Annotated in this window: 16 protein-coding genes and 1 riboswitch; of the genes, 3 read left to right on the forward strand and 13 right to left on the reverse strand. The window is 72.0% G+C overall.

Annotated elements, in window-relative coordinates:
• Nucleotides 1-120 precede the first annotated feature (120 nt).
• A complete protein-coding gene (locus EAO71_RS15670; RefSeq protein ID WP_147978287.1) occupies nucleotides 121-2,649 on the forward strand; it encodes an ABC transporter permease in 2,529 nt (842 codons plus the stop codon).
• 75 nt (nucleotides 2,650-2,724) lie between these two features.
• Here the strand turns inward: EAO71_RS15670 and EAO71_RS15675 are convergent, their stop codons facing one another.
• The 9 genes from EAO71_RS15675 to EAO71_RS15715 form a co-directional block, all read right to left on the reverse strand.
• On the reverse strand, nucleotides 2,725-4,026 hold the full coding sequence (locus tag EAO71_RS15675) for an SAM-dependent methyltransferase (protein ID WP_147978288.1): 1,302 nt from the start codon (nucleotides 4,024-4,026) through the stop codon (nucleotides 2,725-2,727).
• A 200-nt stretch (nucleotides 4,027-4,226) separates the two neighbouring features.
• A complete protein-coding gene (locus tag EAO71_RS15680; RefSeq protein ID WP_147978289.1) occupies nucleotides 4,227-5,609 on the reverse strand; it encodes an NAD(P)/FAD-dependent oxidoreductase in 1,383 nt (460 codons plus the stop codon).
• Between the two features lie 368 nt (nucleotides 5,610-5,977).
• On the reverse strand, nucleotides 5,978-6,892 hold the full coding sequence (locus tag EAO71_RS15685; protein WP_147978290.1) for a Ppx/GppA phosphatase family protein: 915 nt from the start codon (nucleotides 6,890-6,892) through the stop codon (nucleotides 5,978-5,980).
• Nucleotides 6,889-7,434, reverse strand: coding sequence for a DUF501 domain-containing protein (locus EAO71_RS15690; protein WP_147978291.1), 546 nt, complete (start codon nucleotides 7,432-7,434; stop codon nucleotides 6,889-6,891). The genes EAO71_RS15685 and EAO71_RS15690 overlap by 4 nt, the downstream gene beginning before the upstream one ends.
• A 112-nt stretch (nucleotides 7,435-7,546) precedes the next feature.
• Nucleotides 7,547-8,020, reverse strand: coding sequence for an FtsB family cell division protein (locus EAO71_RS15695; RefSeq protein WP_147978292.1), 474 nt, complete (start codon nucleotides 8,018-8,020; stop codon nucleotides 7,547-7,549).
• Nucleotides 8,021-8,144: 124 nt separating this feature from the next.
• Complete coding sequence (eno, locus tag EAO71_RS15700) at nucleotides 8,145-9,431, reverse strand: phosphopyruvate hydratase (protein WP_147978293.1); 1,287 nt, start codon at nucleotides 9,429-9,431, stop codon at nucleotides 8,145-8,147.
• Nucleotides 9,432-9,721: 290 nt separating this feature from the next.
• The gene (locus EAO71_RS15705; RefSeq protein ID WP_147978294.1) at nucleotides 9,722-10,411 is read right to left on the reverse strand and encodes a LysM peptidoglycan-binding domain-containing protein; all 690 of its coding nucleotides are present in this window, start codon (nucleotides 10,409-10,411) and stop codon (nucleotides 9,722-9,724) included.
• 3 nt (nucleotides 10,412-10,414) lie between these two features.
• A riboswitch (cyclic di-AMP (ydaO/yuaA leader) is annotated at nucleotides 10,415-10,589 on the reverse strand.
• Between the two features lie 257 nt (nucleotides 10,590-10,846).
• Entirely contained in the window at nucleotides 10,847-11,788 is a 942-nt protein-coding gene (locus tag EAO71_RS15710) for a transglycosylase family protein (RefSeq protein WP_147978295.1), read from the reverse strand.
• A gap of 114 nt (nucleotides 11,789-11,902) precedes the next feature.
• A complete protein-coding gene (locus EAO71_RS15715; RefSeq protein ID WP_147978296.1) occupies nucleotides 11,903-13,153 on the reverse strand; it encodes a cytochrome P450 family protein in 1,251 nt (416 codons plus the stop codon).
• Nucleotides 13,154-13,483: 330 nt separating this feature from the next.
• Here EAO71_RS15715 and EAO71_RS15720 point away from each other — a divergent pair, with 330 nt between their 5' ends.
• Nucleotides 13,484-14,695 carry a globin domain-containing protein gene (locus EAO71_RS15720; protein WP_147978297.1) on the forward strand — a complete coding sequence of 404 codons (1,212 nt, stop codon included), beginning with the start codon at nucleotides 13,484-13,486 and terminating at the stop codon, nucleotides 14,693-14,695.
• A gap of 13 nt (nucleotides 14,696-14,708) precedes the next feature.
• Here the strand turns inward: EAO71_RS15720 and EAO71_RS15725 are convergent, their stop codons facing one another.
• The 4 genes from EAO71_RS15725 to EAO71_RS15740 all read right to left on the reverse strand — a co-directional run bounded on the left by EAO71_RS15725 (nucleotide 14,709) and on the right by EAO71_RS15740 (nucleotide 17,842).
• On the reverse strand, nucleotides 14,709-15,695 hold the full coding sequence (locus EAO71_RS15725; RefSeq protein WP_147978298.1) for a nucleoside triphosphate pyrophosphohydrolase: 987 nt from the start codon (nucleotides 15,693-15,695) through the stop codon (nucleotides 14,709-14,711).
• Nucleotides 15,696-15,726: 31 nt separating this feature from the next.
• Nucleotides 15,727-16,371, reverse strand: coding sequence for a SurA N-terminal domain-containing protein (locus tag EAO71_RS15730; protein WP_147978299.1), 645 nt, complete (start codon nucleotides 16,369-16,371; stop codon nucleotides 15,727-15,729).
• 95 nt (nucleotides 16,372-16,466) lie between these two features.
• Complete coding sequence (locus tag EAO71_RS15735; protein ID WP_147978300.1) at nucleotides 16,467-16,883, reverse strand: GtrA family protein; 417 nt, start codon at nucleotides 16,881-16,883, stop codon at nucleotides 16,467-16,469.
• Nucleotides 16,880-17,842 (reverse strand): glycosyltransferase family 2 protein, encoded by a 963-nt coding sequence (locus EAO71_RS15740; RefSeq protein ID WP_147978301.1) that lies wholly within the window; start codon nucleotides 17,840-17,842, stop codon nucleotides 16,880-16,882. The genes EAO71_RS15735 and EAO71_RS15740 overlap by 4 nt, the downstream gene beginning before the upstream one ends.
• 125 nt (nucleotides 17,843-17,967) lie before the next feature.
• Here EAO71_RS15740 and EAO71_RS15745 point away from each other — a divergent pair.
• On the forward strand, nucleotides 17,968-20,410 hold a 2,443-nt coding region (locus EAO71_RS15745; protein ID WP_187282680.1), incomplete at its 3' end, for a YfhO family protein.

Below are 20,410 nucleotides of genomic sequence, written 5' to 3' on the forward strand. Positions count from 1 at the left end.
CGCCCTGGAGTCCGTACGCGACCCGAAGGTGCGGGCCGCGGCCGGCGGCCTGCTGAGACTCGCCGGACTCCTGCCGCCCCCGGCGCCTCGCGGCCGGCCCCACTCCAGGACACCCACACCATGTTCCGTACCGCCTTGCGCAACGTGCTCGCGCACAAGGCCAGGCTGCTGATGACCGTGCTCGCCGTGATGCTCGGCGTGGCCTTCGTCTCCGGCACGCTGGTCTTCACCGACACGCTCTCCGGCGCCTTCCGCAACCAGTCCGCCAAGAGCTACGACGACGTCGCCGTCTCCGTCAGCGCCGCGGCGAACCAGGCCGACCCGGTCAAGACGCCGGGCCTGTCCGAGCAGACCCGGCAGAAGATCGCCGCGATCGACGGCGTCGCCGCGGCCACCGGCCGGGTCGGCGGCTTCGCCGGCGTCCCGGACAAGGCCGGCAAGCTGATCGGCTCCGGCTGGTCCAACAAGGGCGGCAACTTCGCCCCCGGCGGGAACGGCGAGGACGCCTCGTACGCCTTCACCGCCGGTACCGGGCCGGTGGAGGACGACGAGATCGCCCTCGACAAGGAGACCGCCGACAAGGGCGGCTACCAGGTCGGCGACCGCGTCCGCGTGGCCACCAACGGCCCGGTCGAGACGTACACCCTGTCCGGTGTCTTCACCACCGAGGACGGCGCGGTCAACGCCGGCGGCAGCCTCGTGCTGTTCGACACCGCCAAGGCGCAGAAGCTGTACCTCCGTCCCGGCTTCTTCTACGACATCACCGTGGCCGGCAAGCCGGGCGCGGACGACGAGAAGATCCTCACGGCCGTGCGGAAGGTCGTCGGCGACTCGGCCGACGCCCAGACCGGCCAGGCCCTCGCCGACCAGCAGGCCAAGGACATCGAGTCCGGCCTCGGCGCGCTCAACCAGATGCTGCTCGGCTTCGCCGGCATCGCGCTCTTCGTCGGCGTCTTCCTGATCTCCAACACCTTCACCATGCTGGTCGCCCAGCGCACCAAGGAGCTCGCGCTGATGCGCGCCGTCGGTGCCTCGCGCAAGCAGATCACCCGTTCCGTGCTGGCCGAGGCCGGTGTGGTGGGCCTCGTCGCGTCGCTCGTCGGCTTCGGGCTCGGCATCGGTCTCGCGGTGGCCCTGCGGGCCGGCATGAACGCCTTCGGTCTCAAGGTCCCGGACGGCGAGCTCGTCGTCGGCACCACCCCGCTGGTCTCGGCCCTCGCCGTCGGCGTGCTCATCACGATGCTGGCCGCGTGGCTGCCGGGCCGCCGGGCCGCGAAGATCCCGCCGGTCGCCGCGATGAGCAGCGTCCACGCGGTCGCCACCACCAAGTCCCTGGTCGTCCGCAACACCATCGGCGCGATCGTCACCGGTGTCGGTTCGCTCGCCATCGTCCTGGGCGCCGGAAAGGGCGGCGACGAAGGCCGGATGCTGATCGCCGGAGGGGCCTTCCTCTGCCTCATCGGTGTGATCGTGCTGATCCCGCTGCTCTCCCGCCCGGTGATCGCGCTGACGCGGCCGCTCCTGAAGCCCTTCGGCGTGGCCGGCTCGCTGGCCGGGCAGAACGCGGTCCGCAACCCGCGCCGCACCGGCGCCACGGCCTCCGCTCTCGCCATCGGCCTCACCCTGGTCACCGGTCTGTCCGTGCTCGGTGCCACGGTCGGCTCGGCCGTGGACCGGATGACGACCGACCAGATCAAGGCCGACTACATGATCACCATGGCCAGCGGCGAGGGCCTCAACCAGGCCGCGCTGGACGCCGTGGAGAAGACCCCGGGCGCGACGGCGGTCTCGCCGCAGCAGGCCGGCTGGGTGCAGCTGAAGGGCGACTTCGCGTCCGTCTCCGGCGTCACCCCGGGTGACGTCGAGAAGGTGCTCAACCTCCATGTGGTCGCCGGTTCGCTGGGCTCCCTGGCCGACGGCCGGGTCGCGGTCGCCGACAAGACGGCCGAGAAGAAGGGCTGGAAGGTCGGCTCGACCGTGCCGGTGGAGTTCTCCGACAAGAAGAAGGGCGAGCTGAAGGTCGGCGCGGTCTTCGAGGAGAGCGAGTTCGTCTCGCCGCTGGTCCTCGACAGCGAGATCCTCAACCGGCACGACCCCAAGCCGTACATCCCGCAGATCTTCGTGAAGATGGACGGCGGCCCGTCCGCCGCGGCCGAGAAGGCCGTCGTGACGGCCCTCGGCGACAACCCGGCCATGACGGTCATGGACCAGAAGGACATCCGCGACTCGTTCGGCGGCGTCATCAACATGATGCTGAACATCATGTACGGCCTGCTGGCGATGGCCCTGATCATCGCGGTGCTGGGCGTCGTGAACACCCTGGCCATGTCGGTCTTCGAGCGTCAGCAGGAGATCGGCATGCTGCGGGCGATCGGCCTGGACCGGCGCCGGGTGAAGCGCATGGTCCGGCTGGAGGCCGTGGTCATCTCGCTGTTCGGCGCGGTGGTCGGCATCGGGCTGGGCTCGTTCCTCGGCTGGGCGATCGGCGAGACCCTGAAGAACAGCCTGCCGGACTACGCCCTGGTGCTGCCCTGGGACCGGATCGCCGTCTTCCTGGTGCTGGCCGGACTCGTCGGCGTGCTGGCCTCCCTGTGGCCGGCCCGCAGCGCGGCGAAGCTGAACATGCTGGCCGCGATCAAGGCCGAGTGACGGTTCCACCGGCACGCGGAAGGGCCGGGTCCCCCGAAACGGGGACCCGGCCCTTCCGCGTACTCGCGTCCTCGCCTACCGGCGCCTCTCGTCCCAGACCCGGGGGCGCAACGGCACCCCGGACGTGCCCGGCCCCGGGGTCCGGACCGCCAGGAACTGGTTCACGCCGATCCGGTTGCGCTCGAAGGAGACGGCGGAGGCGGCCATGTAGAGCCGCCAGATCCTCGCCCGGCCGGGCGAGGTGCTCCGCACCGCCCGGGGCCAGTCGCTCTCCAGGTTCGCGACCCAGCGGCGCAGCGTGAGGGCGTAGTGCTCGCGCAGCGCCTCCACGTCGCGGACCTCGAAGCCGGCGTCCTCCAGCAGCGTGAGGGTGCGCCCCATGGGGGCGAGCTCGCCGTCGGGGAAGACGTAGGCGTCGATGAACGCGTCGACGCGGTAGGCGGCTTCGTCCGGTTCGGGGCGGCGCGAGATCTGGTGGTTGAGCAGCCGGCCGCCCGGCTTCAGCAGGGCGTACAGCGTGTCGGCGTACTCGCGGTAGCGGACCGCGCCGACGTGCTCGGCCATGCCGATCGAGGAGATCGCGTCGAACGGGCCGTCCGTGACGTCCCGGTAGTCCTGGACCCTGATCTCGATCCGGTCGGTCAGGCCCTCCTCGGCGATCCGCTTGCGGGCGTAGACGGCCTGCTCGCGGGAGAGGGTGACGCCGACCACCCGGGCGCCGTACTCGCGGGCCGCGTGGACGGCCATGGAGCCCCAGCCGCAGCCGACGTCGAGGAGCCGGTCGCCCTCCTTCAGGTCCAGCTTGCGCGCGATGAGGTCCAGCTTGTCGCGCTGGGCGTCCTCCAGGGTGCCGCCTTCGGTCCAGTAGGCGCAGGAGTAGACCATGGAGGGGCCGAGGACCAGTTCGTAGAAGTCGTTGCCCACGTCGTAGTGGTGACTGATCGCCTGCTTGTCGCGCCGCTTGCTGTGGCGGGAGCCGGTGCGCCGCCGGATCTCCTCGGCGGGCGGCGCCGGGGGCGGCAGGAGTCCGGCGAGTCTCAGCAGGCCGCCGGCCGCGGCCCGCACCTTCGGGTCGCGTACGGACTCCAGGGCGCTCCTCGCCTCCTCGCCGCGCTCCCAGACCACTCCGGCCAGCCGGTCCAGGACCTCGTACAGGTCGCCCTCGACGTCGATCTCGCCGGAGACCCAGGCGCGGACCAGGCCGAGTTCACCGGGCCGCCAGATCAGCCGGCGCAGGGCGCGGCGCTGCCGGACGATCAGGACCGGGCCGCCCGCGGGGCCGGCCTCACTGCCGTCCCAGGCCCGCAGTCGGACCGGGAACGGGACGCCGAGCAGGTCCTCGGCGAGTGTCGTCAGCCGCGATGCGGCGTCGGCCATGGTGCACACCTCCGTGATGTCGTGCCCCAGAAATGCTCGTCACCACGTAAACACTCTCCGTAGGCCGAAGCAGTCCCGAACCAGCGCAACGAGTCGGCAAAACACCCGGGCGGACATGCCGAAGGGCCGTCCGCACCACGGATGGCGGACGACCCTTCGGCATTTACGGTCATGCGGGTCCTGCGGGTACCACGGGAGGGCTAGGAGGCCTTGGCCTTCTCCTGGCTCGCGGCGGCGGCCGGAGCGGGGGCGGGCTTGGCCGCCTCGTAGAACTCCTCGCGCGGCGTCTCCATGGCACCCAGGGAGACGACCTCGCGCTTGAGGAACATCGCGAGGGTCCAGTCGGCGAAGACGCGGATCTTGCGGTTCCAGGTGGGCACGGCCAGACCGTGGTAGCCACGGTGCATGTACCAGGCGAGACGGCCCTTGAGCTTGATCTTCATCTTGCCCATGACGATCATCGCGACGCCCTTGTGGAGGCCGAGGCCCGCCACCGCGCCCTTGTTCGCGTGGCTGTACTCGGTCTGCGGGAAGCCCCGCATGCCGGAGACCACGTTGTCGCCGAGGACCTTCGCCTGACGCAGCGCGTGCTGGGCGTTCGGCGGGCACCAGGCGTTCTCCACACCGGCCTTGCGGGCGGCGAGGTCCGGAACCTGGGCGTTGTCGCCCGCGGTCCAGATGTAGTCGGTGCCGGTGACCTGGAGGGTCGGCTGGGCGTCCACGTGGCCGCGGGGGCCGAGCGGGAGGCCGAAGCGGGCGAGCGCCGGGTTCGGCTTCACGCCGGCGGTCCAGACGATCGTGTTGGAGTCGACCTCGAGGCCGTTCTTCAGCACGACGTGGCCGTCGACGCAGGAGTCCATGGACGTCGAGAGGTAGATCTCGACGCCGCGGCCCTCGAGGTGCTCCTTGCCCCAGCGGCCCAGCTCCGGGCCGACCTCGGGAAGGATCTTGTCGGCGGCGTCGACCAGGATGAAGCGCATGTCCTCGCGCTTCACGTTGGTGTAGTACTTCGCCGCGTCGCGGGCCATGTCCTCGACCTCGCCGATGGTCTCCGCGCCGGCGAAGCCGCCGCCCACGAAGACGAAGGTCAGCGCCTTGCGGCGGACGTCCTCGTCGGTCGTGGAGTCGGCCTTGTCGAGCTGCTCCAGGACGTGGTTGCGAAGGCCGATGGCCTCCTCGACACCCTTCATACCGATGCCCTGCTCGGCGAGGCCGGGGATCGGGAAGGTGCGGGAGACCGCGCCCATCGCGATGACCAGGTAGTCGAAGGGCAGGTCGTAGGCCTCGCCGACGAGCGGCGCGACCGTGGCGACCTTGCGGTCCTGATCGATGGTGGTGACGCGACCGGTGAGCACCTCGGCTCCGCGCACGACGCGTCGCAGCGGGACGACGACGTGACGCGGGGAGATGCTGCCTGCGGCGGCTTCGGGGAGGAAGGGCTGGTACGTCATGTACGAGCGCGGGTCGACGACCGTGACGGTCGCCTCTCCGTAACGCATCTTCTTGAGAATGCGTCGAGCTGCGTACAGGCCTACGTACCCACCGCCTACTACGAGGATCCTGGGACGCTCCGTGGTGCTCATGCCATCGAGTATCCACCCCTCCGAGGGGGGTCGCTCGTGCGCCCCTTCACAAGCTCTCCGGGTACCTCTGCTACACTCCGCGCCCCACGTGACCCAGGTCATGAGCAGCAAAGGAACCACGGGGTCGGGGCGGACGTTGTTCACCCCTTGTGAACTGGCCTGGAGAGCACTCGTTAACGCTGAACCACAGGGTGCGTTCACGCGATGGAAACATGGTGCGAAGCGGCCCCCGCACCTACGAAAGAGTCCCCGCAGGGCCCCTGGAGGCCCGAATGGCCCTCTGTGGCCCCCACGGGGACTCTTTTCCTTGTGAAGAACTTCACGAACTTTCCCGGCGGGGCCTCGCGGGCCGCGTCGCCGGGCGCCCGTTATGCCACGGAGAGGGCGATCCCGTCCAGGATGTCGTGCTCGCTGACGACGACCTCGCGGGCCCCGGTCCGTTCCATGATCTCCAGCAGGACCAGCGCCCCGGCGGCGATGACGTCGACCCGCCCCGGGTGGATGACGGGGATCGCCGCGCGCTCGTCGTGGGTGGAGGCCAGCAGCCGCTCGACGACGGCGGCGACCTGGTCGCGGGAGATCCGGGAGTGGTGGATCCGCTCGGAGTCGTACTCCTCCAGACCCAGCGCGATCGCGGCGACGGTGGTCACCGAGCCGGCCAGTCCGACGAGGGTCCCGGCCGCGGCGACCGGTACGGTCTCCTCGGCCAGCGCCAGGGCGGCCCGGACGTCCGCGCGGATCGCGTCGACCTCCGCGGCGGCCGGCGGGTCGCTGCGGACGTGCCGCTCGGTCAGCCGGACGCAGCCGATGTCGACGGACCGGGCGGCCTCGACGTGGCGGTTGCCGACGACGAACTCGGTGGAGCCGCCGCCGATGTCCACGACCAGGTATTTCTCGGTGCCGGACAGCTCGCCGGTGGCGCCGGTGAAGGAGAACTCGGCCTCCTGGTCACCGGTGATCACCTCGGGCTCGACGCCCAGGATGTCCTGGACCCCGGCGACGAACTCGTCGCGGTTCTCGGCGTCGCGGGACGCGGAGGTGGCCACGAAGCGGACCTTCTCGGCGCCGAGCTCCCGGATCACCTCGGCGTAGGCGCGGCAGGCCGCGAAGGTGCGCTCCAGGGCCTCCGGAGCGAGCCGGCCGGTCCGGTCGACGCCCTGTCCGAGGCGCACGATCGTCATCCGCCGGTCCAGCTCGACCAGTTCGCCCGTCTCGGGGTGGACGTCGGCGACCAGCAGGCGGATGGAGTTGGTACCGCAGTCAATGCCCGCGACCCGGGTCACTTCCCCTCCTCTTCCGCGTCCTTGTCGGCGCACGGCGTGACGCAGGGGCCCTTGGCCCACCACTCGGGGAGCATCGCGAGGGCCTCGTCGCCCAGCGGGTTCACGCCGGGGCCGGCGGCCAGCGAGTGGCCGACGAGGACGTGCAGGCACTTCACCCGGTCCGGCATGCCGCCGGCGCTCGGGAAGCCCTCCAGGACCTCGATGGCGTCACGGCGCGCGATGTAGTCCTCGTGCGCGGCCCGGTAGGCGGCGGCGAGCTCCGGGTCGGTGCCGAGCCGGGCCTGCATCTCCTTCATGACCCCGTTGGCCTCCAGCGTGCCGATGGCCGAGGCCGCGCGCGGGCAGGTCAGGTAGTACGTGGTGGGGAAGGGGGTGCCGTCCGGGAGCCGCGGCGCGGTCTCGACGACGTCCGGGTTGCCGCAGGGGCAGCGGTGCGCGATGGCGCGCAGTCCCCGGGGCGGGCGGCCGAGCTGGTCCTGGAAGGCGGCGACGTCCGCGTCGGTGGGCTCGGTGCGTGGGGTCTGCGGAGGGGGCGTTTGCATGCCTGCGTCTGTCTTCTCGTCGGGGGCGGTTCGGTGCGGTGCGGTGGTCGGGCGACCGGCGGACGGGCGCGCGGGGCGCCGCGGCGCGGTGCCATTGTCTCGCGTCGTGGGGTCAGCGGGCCGCGTCGGCGTGGTCGACGCCCTCCCAGAGATGGGAGTACCAGGGCTGTCCGGCCTCGCCCTGCTCGGCGCGGCGGGCGCGCGCGGCGTCGGGGTCGTCGACGGTGAAGCCGGTCTCGCCGGGCACGACGTAGTGCAGGTGCTCACGGGCGAGGCGGCGGACGTACGCCGGGTCCTGGAGGCGGGCCTTCTCGTCCCTCAGCTGCTCGACCCGGTCGGCGGCCTCGGCGGCCTGGCGCTCCTGGTCGGCGATCTCGCTCCGCTGGGACACGTACTGCCGCATCGGGTAGGCGAGCGCCACCACGAGCGAGCAGACGATCAGGGCCAGGAAGGCCGCGCGGCCGGTGAGCCGGGAGCGGCGCGCCTGACGGCGTGTCTGGGAGCGGTAGACGCGGGCGGCGGTCTGCTCGCCGAGCAGCCTGATCCGGGTCGCGGTCGAGAACCGGTCCCGGTCCTTCGCTGCCATGGTCTGCGCCTCCCCTGTTCCGGGCTCCGTCCGGGCGCGCTTCCCGGTAGCGGAAGCAGGGCCGTCCCCGCACACGGTACGGGACCGAGTGCGGGGACGGCCGGAACTGCCGGGTGTGAAGCCGTCAGCCCTTGAAACGCGGGAAGGCGCTGCGGCCCGCGTAGACCGCGGCGTCGTCGAGGATCTCCTCGATGCGCAGCAGCTGGTTGTACTTGGCGACGCGCTCGGAGCGGGCCGGGGCGCCGGTCTTGATCTGGCCGCAGTTGGTGGCGACGGCCAGGTCGGCGATGGTGACGTCCTCGGTCTCGCCGGAGCGGTGGGACATCATGCACTTGAAGCCGCTGCGCTGGGCCAGCTCGACGGCGTCCAGCGTCTCGGTCAGCGAGCCGATCTGGTTGACCTTGACCAGGAGGGCGTTCGCGGAGCCCTCCTCGATGCCACGGGCCAGACGCTCGGGGTTGGTGACGAACAGGTCGTCGCCGACCAGCTGCACCTTGGAGCCGAGCTTCTCGGTGATGGCCTTCCAGCCGGCCCAGTCGTCCTCGAACAGCGGGTCCTCGATGGAGACCAGCGGGTACGCGGCGACGAGCTCCTCGTAGTACTCGGTCATCTCGGCGGCCGAGCGGGCCTTGCCCTCGAACTCGTACTTGCCGTCCTTGTAGAACTCGGAGGCGGCGCAGTCGAGGGCGAGCGCGATGTCCTTGCCGGGGACGTAGCCGGCCTGCTTGATGGCCTCGAGGATGAGGTCGAGCGCGGCGCGGTTGGAGTCCAGGTTCGGCGCGAAGCCGCCCTCGTCGCCGAGACCGGTGGACAGGCCCTTGGTCTTCAGGACGGACTTGAGGGTGTGGTAGACCTCGGTGCCCCAGCGCAGGGCCTCGGAGAAGGACTCCGCGCCGATCGGCGCGATCATGAACTCCTGGATGTCCACGTTGGAGTCGGCGTGCGAGCCGCCGTTCAGGATGTTCATCATCGGAACGGGCAGCAGGTGCGCGTTCGGGCCGCCGAGGTAGCGGAACAGCGGCAGGTCGGAGGCCTCGGAGGCGGCGTGGGCCACGGCGAGCGAGACGCCGAGGATGGCGTTGGCGCCGAGCGAGGACTTGTCCGGGGTGGCGTCCAGGTCGAACATCGCCTGGTCGATCAGGCGCTGCTCGGTGGCGTCGTAGCCGACGAGCTCCGGGCCGATCTGCTCGATGACGGCGAGGACGGCCTTCTCGACACCCTTGCCGAGGTAGCGGTTGGGGTCACCGTCGCGGAGCTCGAGAGCCTCGAACGCACCGGTGGAGGCGCCGGACGGAACGGCAGCACGGCCGGTGCTGCCGTCGTCGAGGCCGACCTCGACCTCGACCGTGGGGTTGCCTCGGGAGTCCAGGATTTCCCGGGCTACGACGACGTCGATGGACGGCACGAGCATCTCCTTCTGGGATGTGACGCTAGATGTGACGCAAGAGCCGTGCAGGGTCGCTTGGCCTTGCGACAAGAGCCTAACCGGCTCGGAGGCTCCGGCCAGCCGGGCGCCCGCCCCCTGGGACGAAAAAGGACCCAAGGGCATGCATAAGGGGGCGAAGGGACCCGAAGCTACCGATCGGTAATGCGAGGAACCCCGGTCCGGCGCGCACGGGGGAGGGCGCGCCGGACCGGGGTGGTCACCGCGGGAGGGTCACAGGACCCGGTGAGCCGCCGGACTCACCCGGGCCGCCGGGCTCACTTCAGGTGAAGCTGCTGGCCCGGGTAGATCAGGTCGGCGTCCTCGACGACGTCCTTGTTGAGCTCGAAGAGCTTCTCCCAGCCGCCCTTGACGTGCTGGGCGGCGGCGATCTTGCTCAGGGTGTCGCCGGCGGTGACCTTGTACTCGCCGTCGCCCTTCTTGACCTTCTTGCCGGTCGGGGTGGTGACGGTCTTCTTCGACTCGGCCTTCTTCGGCGTCGCCTTCGGGGCCGTGCGCTGCTCGCTGCGGGTGGTCGGCTGCTCGGCCTTGCGCTCCGGCGCCGGGGCGCTCTCGGCGGTGCCACCGGTGTACGCGGCACCGGACAGGCCCACGCCGCAGCTCGGCCACGCACCCTTGCCCTGGCCGGCCAGGACCTTCTCGGCGACCGCGATCTGCTGGGACTTCGACGCCTGGTCGGCGCTGGCCGCGTAGGCGGTGCCACCGTAGGCGGCCCAGGTGGAGGCCGAGAACTGCAGGCCGCCGTAGAAGCCGTTGCCCGTGTTGATGGACCAGTTGCCACCGGACTCGCACTGGGCGACGGCGTCCCACTCGGAGGCGGTCGCGGCCGAGGCGGACCCGGCGGTCATGAGCGGGGCGGCGACGGCGACGCCCGCCACTCCGGCGAGAGCGATGGCGCGGGTGGCCTTGGAGGAACGACGGTGTTTGCCCTTGACGGAAAACAGCATGGGAATTCTCCTCACCGACGCCTGCGAGGTGAGCTGTCGGGTTCGGGCCATGTGAGTTGCCCGGCCACGTGACGAGCACGCGGCTTCACCCCGAGCCGGAGTTCCGGCCGTCTGTCTCAACGGCCGGGACCGGCACTTACCTTGGGTCCCCCGCTCCTGCCTACGGCGCTTGCGCGACGACTGTTCCCCTCGGCCGGCGGCAGGATTCGGCGTTACCGGTCGACGGGGCCCGCGGTGGCGAGCGGTCCCGACCGTAGACACAGACCTCGGGAAGTTCAAAGAAGGCCAAAACGGCCAAATCGCCCCTCCCTGCACCCCCATGAGGGGTGTTTACGCAGGTGAGGGGCGATCGGAGCAAACTTTGCGGACGTGACACGCCAAGCGGGACGAAGAGACTCATGTCTCACTTGGACAGAACGGACATAAGTCCTCGAACTACCCCTGGGTTTCCACGGGTTCCTCGCTCAGGTCGAGGCTCTGACCAGGGAGGATGAGGTCCGGATCGGCGCCCACCGTCTGACGGTTGGCGTCGTAGAGGGCGGTCCAGCCGCCGGGCAGCGCCTTCTCCCGTGCAATCTCGGAGAGGCTGTCGCCGGGCTGGACGGTGTATTCACCCGAAGTGTCCGTAGTGCCCGATTCCTCCGAACCAGCCTGACCGGCCGACCCGCCTGGCTGCCCGTCAGCCGGCGAGGCGTGACGTCCGGTTTCCTGCCCCTCGCCCGAATTGCCCTCTTCGCGAGCAGCCTCCCCCCGGTGCTTGCCGTTGCCCGGGCCGGCCGTGTCGCCGGCGGCGGAGTCCGGATCGCCGGTCGAGTCCGACGTACCGGGCGTAACGGACGCATCGGATGATTCCGGCGTGGTGGAGGTGGCGGGCGCGCCCGGCGTCGCGGCGGTCCCGGCCGGGGTGGCCGGCTTGGCGGCGTCCGGCTTCGCCTGGGTGGCGGGCGCGGTCGGCGTGGTCGGCGCGGGGCTCGTGCCGGGGTCGACCTCGGGGGTGGCGCCGTCGTTCGTCAGCTGGGCGATCGGGGCGCAGGTGGCCCAGACCTGGGTGCCCTGCGCGGCGAGCGCCTTCTCGGCGACCGCGATCTGCTGGGAGCGGCTGGCCAGGTCGGCACGCGAGGCGTAGGCCGTGCCGCCGTAGGTCTCCCAGGTCTCCTGGGTGAACTGGAGCCCGCCGTAGAGCCCGTTGCCGAAGTCGGCGCTCCACAGGCCGCCCGACTCGCACTCGGCGACCCGGTCCCAGGTGGCCGCGTCGGCGGCGGAGGCGGACCCTGCGCCGAGCAGTGGCAGCGCGAGGGCCGAACCCGTCACGCCTGCGGCCACGATGATCGCGGGGGCCTGCCTGGGTCTGCGGTGTCGTCCGTTCCCGGAGCGCATACGGAGTGCCTTTCGCCTGACTGCTTGAGACGACGGTGAACGTAGCGGCATTCGAACGTCAGTCACAAGTCGATGCAGCGGAGATCACGTAAAAGTCACAGTTATGACGCACCGTCAGCTCGCAAGGGGGGTGAACTCCACCGGAAGCGTGCGCAATCCGCGCATGATGAGCCCGCCCCGCCAGCGCAAATCGGCCGGATCGCCCGCAAGTCGCAGATCGGGCAGCCGGGTCAGCAACGTGGCCAGCGCGGTCTGACCCTCCAGCCGGGCGAGCGGGGCACCGATGCAGTAGTGGATGCCGTGTCCGTACCCGAGGTGCTGGTTGTCGCGCCGGGAGAGGTCGAGCGTGTCCGGCCCGGCGAACCGCGCCGGGTCGCGGTCGGCGGCGGCGAGCACGACGAGCACCGGATCGCCCGCCGGGATCGCCTGCCCGCCGATCGTCAGCGGTTCCACGGCGTACCGCCAGGTCGCCATCTCCACCGGCCCGTCGAAGCGCAGCAGTTCCTCGACACCGGTCTCCAGCAGGCCGCGTTCACCCGCCGCGAGCGAGGTCTGCAACAGCTCCCGCTGCCCGGGGTGGCGCAGCAGCGCGTACATCCCGTTGCCGATCAGGTTGACCGTGGTCTCGAAGCCGGCGAAGAGCAGGATGAAGGCCATCGCCGCGGCCTCGTTCTCGGTGAGGTGCTCCCCGTGGTCGGAGGCCCGGATGAGCCCGGAGATGAGGTCGTCGCCCGGCTCCCCGCGCTTGCGGTGGATCAGCTCCGCCAGATAGCCGCGCATCTTCTTGACCGAGCGCGCGACCCCGCCGCGCGGGCCGCCGCCGTGCCGGATCATCATCCCGGCCCAGTCCCGGAAGTCGTCCTGGTCCTCCGGCGGGACGCCGAGCAGGTCGCAGATGGCGTAGATGGGCAGCGGGAAGGCGAACTCGTGGATGAGGTCGGCACTCCCCTCCCGCGCGAACCCGTCGATGAGCCGGTCGGTGAGCTCCTGGACCCGGGGCGCGAACTCCGCGACCCGGCGCGGGGTGAACGCCTTCGACACGAGCCGCCGCAGCCGGGTGTGGTCCGGTGGGTCGATGTTGAGCAGATGCGTCATCAGCTCGGCCTTGCGCTCCCCGGGGATCCCGGTCTTCCCCTTGGCGTGCGCCGGCTCGTCGTGGTGCGCCGGGTTCTTGGAGAGCCGCTGGTCGGCCAGCGCCTGCCGCGCGTCCGCGTAGCGCGTCACCAGCCACGCCTCGACCCCGCTCGGCAGGGTCGCCCGGTGCACGGGCGCGTGCTCCCGCAGCCAGGCGTAGGCGGGGTACGGATCACTCGCGAACTCCCAGGTGAAGAGCTCGGGCGCGGGCGCGGAGGGCTGGTCGTGCATGGCCCCGACACTATCCGGCCCGGCCGCGCACGACCCCCCGGCGGGCTGCCCCGCCGGGGGGTCGTGCGCGGCCGGGCCGGATAGGTGCGCGGCCGGGCCGGATAGTGTCGGGGCCATGCACGACCAGCCCTCCGCGCCCGCGCCCGACCGCTCCGCGACACCCGCCGCGGGCCCGGTGGCGAACGGACCGGAACGGCACCGCGGGACCGGCCGGCGACGGCACCGCGAGGCCGGCCGCCAGCGGGCTCCCGCCCGACTCCCGCCACGGAACGCGCCCTTGCGGAGGAGATGTGGCGATGTCGTGAAGGCGTGTGGCCTAGATTCTCCCGAGTGGACCCTCAGTTGCTCAGGAGTACGTTCGCCGTCGTCGAGAGACGGGCCGAACACGCGGTCACGTACTTCTACTCGCACCTCTTCTGGCACAACCCGGGCGTGCGCGACCTGTTCCCCGAGGACATGCGGCCGCAGCGCGACCGGCTCTTCGCCGCGCTGACCCAGCTGGTGACGCGGCTGGACGACCCGTCGCTCGCGGAGTACCTCGGGCATCTGGGCCGCGACCACCGCAAGTTCCTCGCCGCGCCCGCGCTGTACGCCGCCGTCGGGACCAGCCTCGTCGCCGCCTTCGCACACGCCTCGGGCGCCGCCTGGAGCGTCGAGGCGGAGAAGGCGTGGACCGAGGCGTACGCGCTCGTCGCCGATCTCATGATCGCGGGCGCCGACCTCGCCGAGGAGTCCGGGGAGCCGGCCTGGTGGGACGCCGACGTGGTGCGGCACGAGCGGCTCGGCGACGACCTCGCCCTGCTGACCCTGCGCCCCCGGCAGCCCTTCCCGTACCTGCCCGGGCAGTACGTCAGCGTCAGCTCCCTGCGGGTCCCGCGGATCTGGCGGACCTACTCGGCCGCCAACGCGCCACGCCCGGACGGGACCCTGGACCTGCACGTCAGCCGCATCCGGGGTGGGCTGATGAGCACCGCCCTGGTCGACGAGACGGACGTGGGCGAGACGCTGCGCCTGAGCGCGCCCGGCGGCGGGCTGACCGGCCGGACCCCGCCCGGCCGGCCGCGCACCTACATCGCCGCGGGCACCGGCTGGGCGCCGGTGAAGGCGCTCCTCGAGGAGCTGGCCGAGGCCCCCGGGGAGACCGAGGCCCGCCTCTTCCTCGTCGCCCGCGCCCGGGAGTACCTCTACGGGAGGGACGAGGCCGAGCTGCTGCGGGACCGGATCCCCGGGCTGCACGTCACGTGCATCTCCGCCGCGCCGCGCAGCCGGCGCGTGCAGGCCACGGAACGGCTGCACCAGGCCCTGTCCATGTGCGGCCACTGGCCCGACCACGACGTCTACCTCGCCGGGCCGCCCGCGCTGCTCACCGAGACGGTGCCCGTCCTGGAGCACCTCGGGGCCGAGCCCGCGCGGATCCTGCACGACGTCCTGCCGGCCGTGGGGCGCTTCCAGGTCCGCCCGGGCACCGCGGCCGAGCGCCTGCTCGGACCTCCTGACCCGATGTGGCACAACCCCGGGGCCCGCGCCCCACGCGACACCTGAGCGGGGGCGGGAGTCAGGCCCCGCCGTCGGAGCCGTGCCCCTCCGCCACCCGGATCGCGTCCCGGTACGCCCGGGCCGCCGCCCGCAGCGACGCCTCGGGGTCCACACCGGCCGCGTCCGCCCGGGCCGCGAGAGCCAGCAGTTCGTAGCCGACGCCCTCGCCGGCCGGCGGCTCGACGTCCAGACCGGCCGTCCGCACACGGCCCGCCAGCTTCGCCGCGAGCGCCAGCCCCGGCTGTCCGAGCGGAACCCCGTCGGTGACCGAGTCGCGCTGCTTCTCGACGGCCTTGGTGCGCAGCCAGTGCTCCTTGACGTCCTCCGGTGTCTCGGCGGTCTCGTCGCCGAAGACGTGCGGATGGCGGTGGATCAGCTTCTCGACGATCGTGCCGGCGACGTCGTCGACCGAGAACGGCCGCTCCTCGTCCTCCTCGGCGATCCGGGCGTGGAAGACGACCTGGAGCAGCACGTCGCCGAGCTCCTCGCGCAGCTCGTCGCGATCCCCGTCCTCGATGGCCTCGACGAGCTCGTACGCCTCCTCGATGCCGTACTTGGCGAGCCCCTTGTGGGTCTGCTGCGAGGACCAGGGGCACTCGCGGCGGATGCGGTCCATGACCTGCACCAGGTCGAGGAGCCGGGCGCCCGGCAGGTCGTACGAGCCGGGGAGCAGCTCCAGGTCGGGCATCGGGACCCGGCCGGAGCCGGCCAGCCGGGCGAGCCCGTCGGTCAGGGCGCGGTCCCCCTCGCCGGACGGCAGCACCACAACGGTCCGGCCCCCGGCGCAGGCGTCGACGAGTTCCTGGGCGTCGGGGCGCGCGTGCTCGACCGAGACGCCGGCCTCGCGGAGATACGGCAGCTGGGGGTGGTGCTCGTCGGCGCACAGCACCCGGTCGGCCCCGTGCAGCGCCTGCCAGGCGGGCCAGGACAGGAGTCCGGGCGCCACCCGATGGCTGGCGGTGAGCAGGACGATGCGACCGGTGTCGAGGGGTGCTTCAGCGTTCACCCTTCGACCTTACGCGGCGCCGTGACCCGGCTCAGGCGCCGGCCTCCACCGGCTCGGGCGCCTTGCTGATCTGCCGCAGCCAGGGCGCGGTGAAGGTGCCGAGCTGGATCTTCTCGTCGTCCCAGGCGCCGAAGCGCGGGTTCACGTCGATCTTCAGGTCCTTGGAGGCGGCGGTGAAGACCTCGGTGAGCTTCTTCTGGCCCTCGGGGGTGTTGGAGATCCCCAGCTTGGCGGCGATCTTGTTCATCAGGACGGTGCGCCGGACGACCCCGTCGATCTGGTCGGGCGCCACCCCCTGCTGCTGGAGCAGCATCGCGGCGAGCTGCGTCTCGCCGCCGCTCTGCCGGGCGAACTCGGCGCGCGTCTGCTGCACCTCGCCGCGGTCGGCGGTGATGCCGTGGTCCTCGGCGACCTGGTCCACCACCCGGTCGAAGATCATCACGTTCAGCTTCTCGCGGCTGAGGTCGCCGGTGGCCTGGATCAGCTGCGCGGCCTGCGGGGACTTCTGCTGGGCGGTCCGCACGTCCTGCACCTGCGCCTGGAGGCTGGACACCTCGATGCGCTCGCCGCCGACGACGGCCGCCGTCCCTGGGTGGGCGTCACTGCTGCAGGCGGTGAGCAACGGGGCCGCGGCGAGGAGCGCGGCGGAGACGGAGAGCGCAGTGCGGCGGTGCAAAGGAGCCTCCCGGCGTGGGTCGTGCGTCAGTGGAACGACCTTGCGGTGATCGATGTTAGGCAGTCGTCGTGATCAGGGCCACTCCTTCGCGGCCACTACTTCGAGGCGACTGTTCCGACCAACGAGTCACGTGTTCGGGTGGTGTCGGGTCTCAGCATGATCGTTCGGGAGAGCAGGAAGGTGACCGGGATCGCCGCGGCCGCCGCGATCAGGGGGGCGTACCGGCTGCCGAGGCCCGCGACGCCGACCAGGAGCCAGACGCCGACGGTGGTGATGACCAGGTTCGCCGCGTTGGTGAGGGGGAAGAGCAGGAACTTCCGCCAGGTCGGGCGGGTCCGGTAGGTGAAGTGGGTGGTGAGGAAGAAGGAGCCGACCATGGACAGCGCGAAGGCGATCACATGGGCGGCGATGTAGGGCAGCCACAGCGTCAGCAGCAGGTAGAGGCCGTAGTACGTGGCCGTGTTCACGACCCCGACCAGCGCGAAGCGCAGCACCTGCCAGGTCACCGTCATCGTCGTACGAGCTCCTCGGGCCGCAGCCGCTGCCGCGGCACACCCACGTTCGTCGCCTTCACCAGGAAGTGCGGGCGCCGCTTCACCTCGTAGTAGATACGGCCGACGTACTCACCGACCAGGCCCAGCATCACCATCTGGACACCGGCCAGGGCCGTGACCGTGACGAGCAGCGTGACGTACCCGGGAGTGTCCACGCCGTTCACCAGGGCGACACCGACGATCCAGGCGGCGTACGCCAGTGCCACGGAAACGAGCAGCATTCCCAGGTACACGGCCGCCCGCAGCGGTTTGTCGTTGAACGAGAGAAGTCCGTCCAGACCGTAGTTGAGCAGTTTTCCGAAGGTCCATTTCGAGCGGCCCTCCTCGCGCACCGCATTCTCGTACGAGAAGGTGGTGCTGCGGAATCCGACCCAGGCGAAGAGGCCCTTCGAGAAGCGGTTGTACTCGGTGAGTTCGAGGATGGAGTCGACCGTCCGGCGGGAGAGCAGGCGGAAGTCGCCGACGCCGTCGACGAGCTCGACGTCGACCAGGCGGTTGATCGCCCAGTAGTAGACGCGCGCGGTCAGGGTGCGGGTCACCCGGTCGCCGGCGCGGGTCCGGCGGGCGATGACCTGGTCGTACCCCTCGGCGTGCAGGGCCACCATGCGGTGCACGAGCTCCGGCGGGTGCTGGAGGTCGGCGTCCATGATGACGACGGCGTCGCCCTCGGCATGCTGGAGGCCGGCGAGCATCGCCGCCTCCTTGCCGAAGTTGCGGCTGAAGGAGACGTAGCGGGCGCGGGGGTCGGAGGCGGCGATCTCCTCCAGGAGCGGGAGCGTACGGTCGCGACTTCCGTCGTCCACGTAGACCAGCTCGAATTCGCCGTCGAATCGCGAGAGTTCGGTGGTCACATGGTCGTGGAAGCGGCCGATGATCTCCTCTTCGTTGAAACACGGGACCACGATCGAGAGCAGCACGCAGGAAACGACAACGGAGCCGGATGTCGCCGTCGGATTCGCCACATGGCGATGAGGCGACCATTGCGTGAACTGGCCCCGGTGCGACGTGATTTCGATTCGCGCACTGGCATATTCGAACCATCATGGAGATCAGGACCCCGCGCGCCGTCGGCCGGGCCGCCGGCCTCGCCGCCTTCCTCACCGCGCTCGCCGTGTGCGCCGGGGACGCCGTCGCGCGTGCCTTCCCGTTCGGTCCGCGCCGGCGGGGCGTCAACGACCTGTCCAACCAGTTCGTGCCGTACCACGCCCACCTCTGGGACCTGCTGCACGGCAGGGGCGACGGCGGGCTGCTGCTCGACTGGCAGTCCGGCTGGGGCACGAGCTTCCTGCCCGACCTCGGCACCTACCTGACCAGCCCGTTCGCGCCGCTGGTCGGGCTGTTCCCGCGCGCGGACATCGAGTACGCCCTCTACGCGGTCACCGTCCTGAAGACGGCGGTGGCCGCGGCCGCGACGGCGGCGCTGCTGCTGCGGATGCGGCCGGGCGCCTGGTGGGCGGCCGGCCTGCTCGGCTCCTCCTACGCACTGTGCGGCTGGTCGGTGGCCGAGGCGACGTACAACCCGATGTGGCTGGACGGGCTGATCGCCTTCCCGCTGCTCTGCCTGGTGGGCGAGTGGGTGCGTGAGGGGCGGCACCGGCCGGCGGGGCCGCTGCTCGTCGCCGTGTGCTGGGTGGCCAACTTCTACACCGCGTACATGGCGACGCTGGGCGCCGGCCTGGTGCTGCTGGTCCGGCTGGCCGTGGCGGGGGGCTCCGCCCCACGGGTGCTCGGGAGGGCCGCGCTGACGGCCGGGACGGGCGTCGGGCTGGCCGCGCCGATCCTGGTGCCGGTCCTTCTGGGGTCCCGCCACGCCTACCCGGGTGTCACGAGGGAGTTCACGCCCGCGGACTGGACGGACGTCCTCGCACGGCTGATGCCCGCCACGTACGGCTTCGCCACCCCGGCCGTCTTCGTCTGCACGGCGGTGCCGCTGCTCGCCGCGTCCCTGCTGTTCCGGCGGGACGTCGCCCGGCGGGAGCGGCTGCTGTGGACGGGGCTGGTGGTGACGGTCGCGGTGTCGATGCAGTGGGGTCCGGCCCATCTGGTGTGGCACGCGTTCGCCACGCCCAACGGCAGTCCGTACCGGCAGAGCTTCGTCCTGGCGGGGGTCCTGGTCCTGGCGGCCTGGGCGGGCCTCGGACGCGGGCTGCCGGACCGGCGGTCCGTGCTCGGCGGCCTGGGCGTGACGGTGGTCCTCGGCGCCGGCGCGCTGGCGAGTCCGCAGCTGACCGGCTGGGGACTCGCGCTGTTCGCGGCGGGCGCGGCCGTGACGGCCGGGGCGGCCCTGGGGGGTGTCCGGAAGGTCCCGCCCGGCCGGCGCCGGGCGGGCCCCCTGGCGGTGCTCGTGCTGGCCGCGACGCTGGTCGGGCAGGCGGCGGCGACCACGGCGTACGCGGACCGGGAGCGCCTCGCCCGGCTCGACGACTACCCGGCCTTCGACGCCGCGGACGTCCGGCGGGCGGCGGCGCTCGCCGAGGCGGACGGCTGGCCCGCGTACCGCACGGACTCGGGGCTCCCGCGGGTCGCCGCCAACGAACCCCTGCTGCTGGGCGGCCAGGGCGGGGCGTACTACAGCAGCCACACTCCGGCCGTCCTGACGGAGACGATGACGGCCCTCGGCGGCGGCTGGACCTCGCGCGGGCGCAATCTGCAGAGTCTGGACAACCCGGTGACGGACGCCGTGTTCGGTGTGGGCGCGCGCTGGCGGGACGGGTCGGTCGTGCGCGGCGACGCGGCGCTCCCGCTGGTGACGGTCCGGCCCGCGGGTCCCCCGCCGCGCTACGGCCCCTCTCCGTTCCGCAACCAGGAACTGCTGCTGGGCGCGCGGGTGTACGACCGGCCGGCCGGCGGCGCCTGCCCGGTCGGCCGCGACGTCCTCGTGTGGGCACCGGACTTCACCGGCCGGGCCACCCTCGGCGACCGGTCGGCGTCGCTGCTGGGCGGCGCGCCGAAGCGGCGCGCGGCGATGGTGTGGCTGGGCGCGCAGCGGGTCCCGGGCACGCGGCCGGTGCTGACCGGGCGGGGCGACCCGGGCGAGGTCGGCTGTCTGGACCGGGCCCGTCTGCGGGCCGCGGTGGCCGCGCTCACGGCGACGGCGGCGACGCACGTCGAGGTGACGGACTCGGGCATCCGGGCCGAACTCCCGCCCGGCGCACGGGGCACGGTGGTCGTGGCGGCCCCGCGCATCGCGGGCTGGACCTGCGAGGGGCGGCCGCCCGGCACGTACGGCGGCCTGATCGCCTTCCCGGCGACGGGCGGGCCGGTCGCCTGCGACTTCCGCCCGCCGGGCCTCCGGGCGGGTGTGGGTACGGGCCTGGCGGCGGCGCTGGTGCTGGCGCTGTGGACCCTCGCCGGTGCGCGCGGCACCCGCCGGATCGGGGGTGCCCACACGAGGACGTCGCGGCCGACCGGGCAGGCGCCGCCGGCCGGCCGGTCGTACACCCGCGCGCCCAGCAGCAGTTCCTGGTTGCGGAACGGAGAGGGGC

The sequence above is a fragment of the Streptomyces sp. MS191 genome (assembly GCF_008042125.1).
Lineage (GTDB): Bacteria > Actinomycetota > Actinomycetes > Streptomycetales > Streptomycetaceae > Streptomyces.

Coding starts and splice junctions, on each gene's coding strand:
- EAO71_RS15670 (WP_147978287.1), top strand. CDS start 121: ATGTTCCGTACCGCCTTGCGCAACGTGCTCGCGCACAAGGCCAGGCTG.
- EAO71_RS15675 (WP_147978288.1), bottom strand. CDS start 4,026: ATGGCCGACGCCGCATCGCGGCTGACGACACTCGCCGAGGACCTGCTC.
- EAO71_RS15680 (WP_147978289.1), bottom strand. CDS start 5,609: ATGAGCACCACGGAGCGTCCCAGGATCCTCGTAGTAGGCGGTGGGTAC.
- EAO71_RS15690 (WP_147978291.1), bottom strand. CDS start 7,434: ATGCAAACGCCCCCTCCGCAGACCCCACGCACCGAGCCCACCGACGCG.
- EAO71_RS15695 (WP_147978292.1), bottom strand. CDS start 8,020: ATGGCAGCGAAGGACCGGGACCGGTTCTCGACCGCGACCCGGATCAGG.
- eno (WP_147978293.1), bottom strand. CDS start 9,431: ATGCTCGTGCCGTCCATCGACGTCGTCGTAGCCCGGGAAATCCTGGAC.
- EAO71_RS15705 (WP_147978294.1), bottom strand. CDS start 10,411: ATGCTGTTTTCCGTCAAGGGCAAACACCGTCGTTCCTCCAAGGCCACC.
- EAO71_RS15710 (WP_147978295.1), bottom strand. CDS start 11,788: ATGCGCTCCGGGAACGGACGACACCGCAGACCCAGGCAGGCCCCCGCG.
- EAO71_RS15715 (WP_147978296.1), bottom strand. CDS start 13,153: ATGCACGACCAGCCCTCCGCGCCCGCGCCCGAGCTCTTCACCTGGGAG.
- EAO71_RS15735 (WP_147978300.1), bottom strand. CDS start 16,883: ATGACGGTGACCTGGCAGGTGCTGCGCTTCGCGCTGGTCGGGGTCGTG.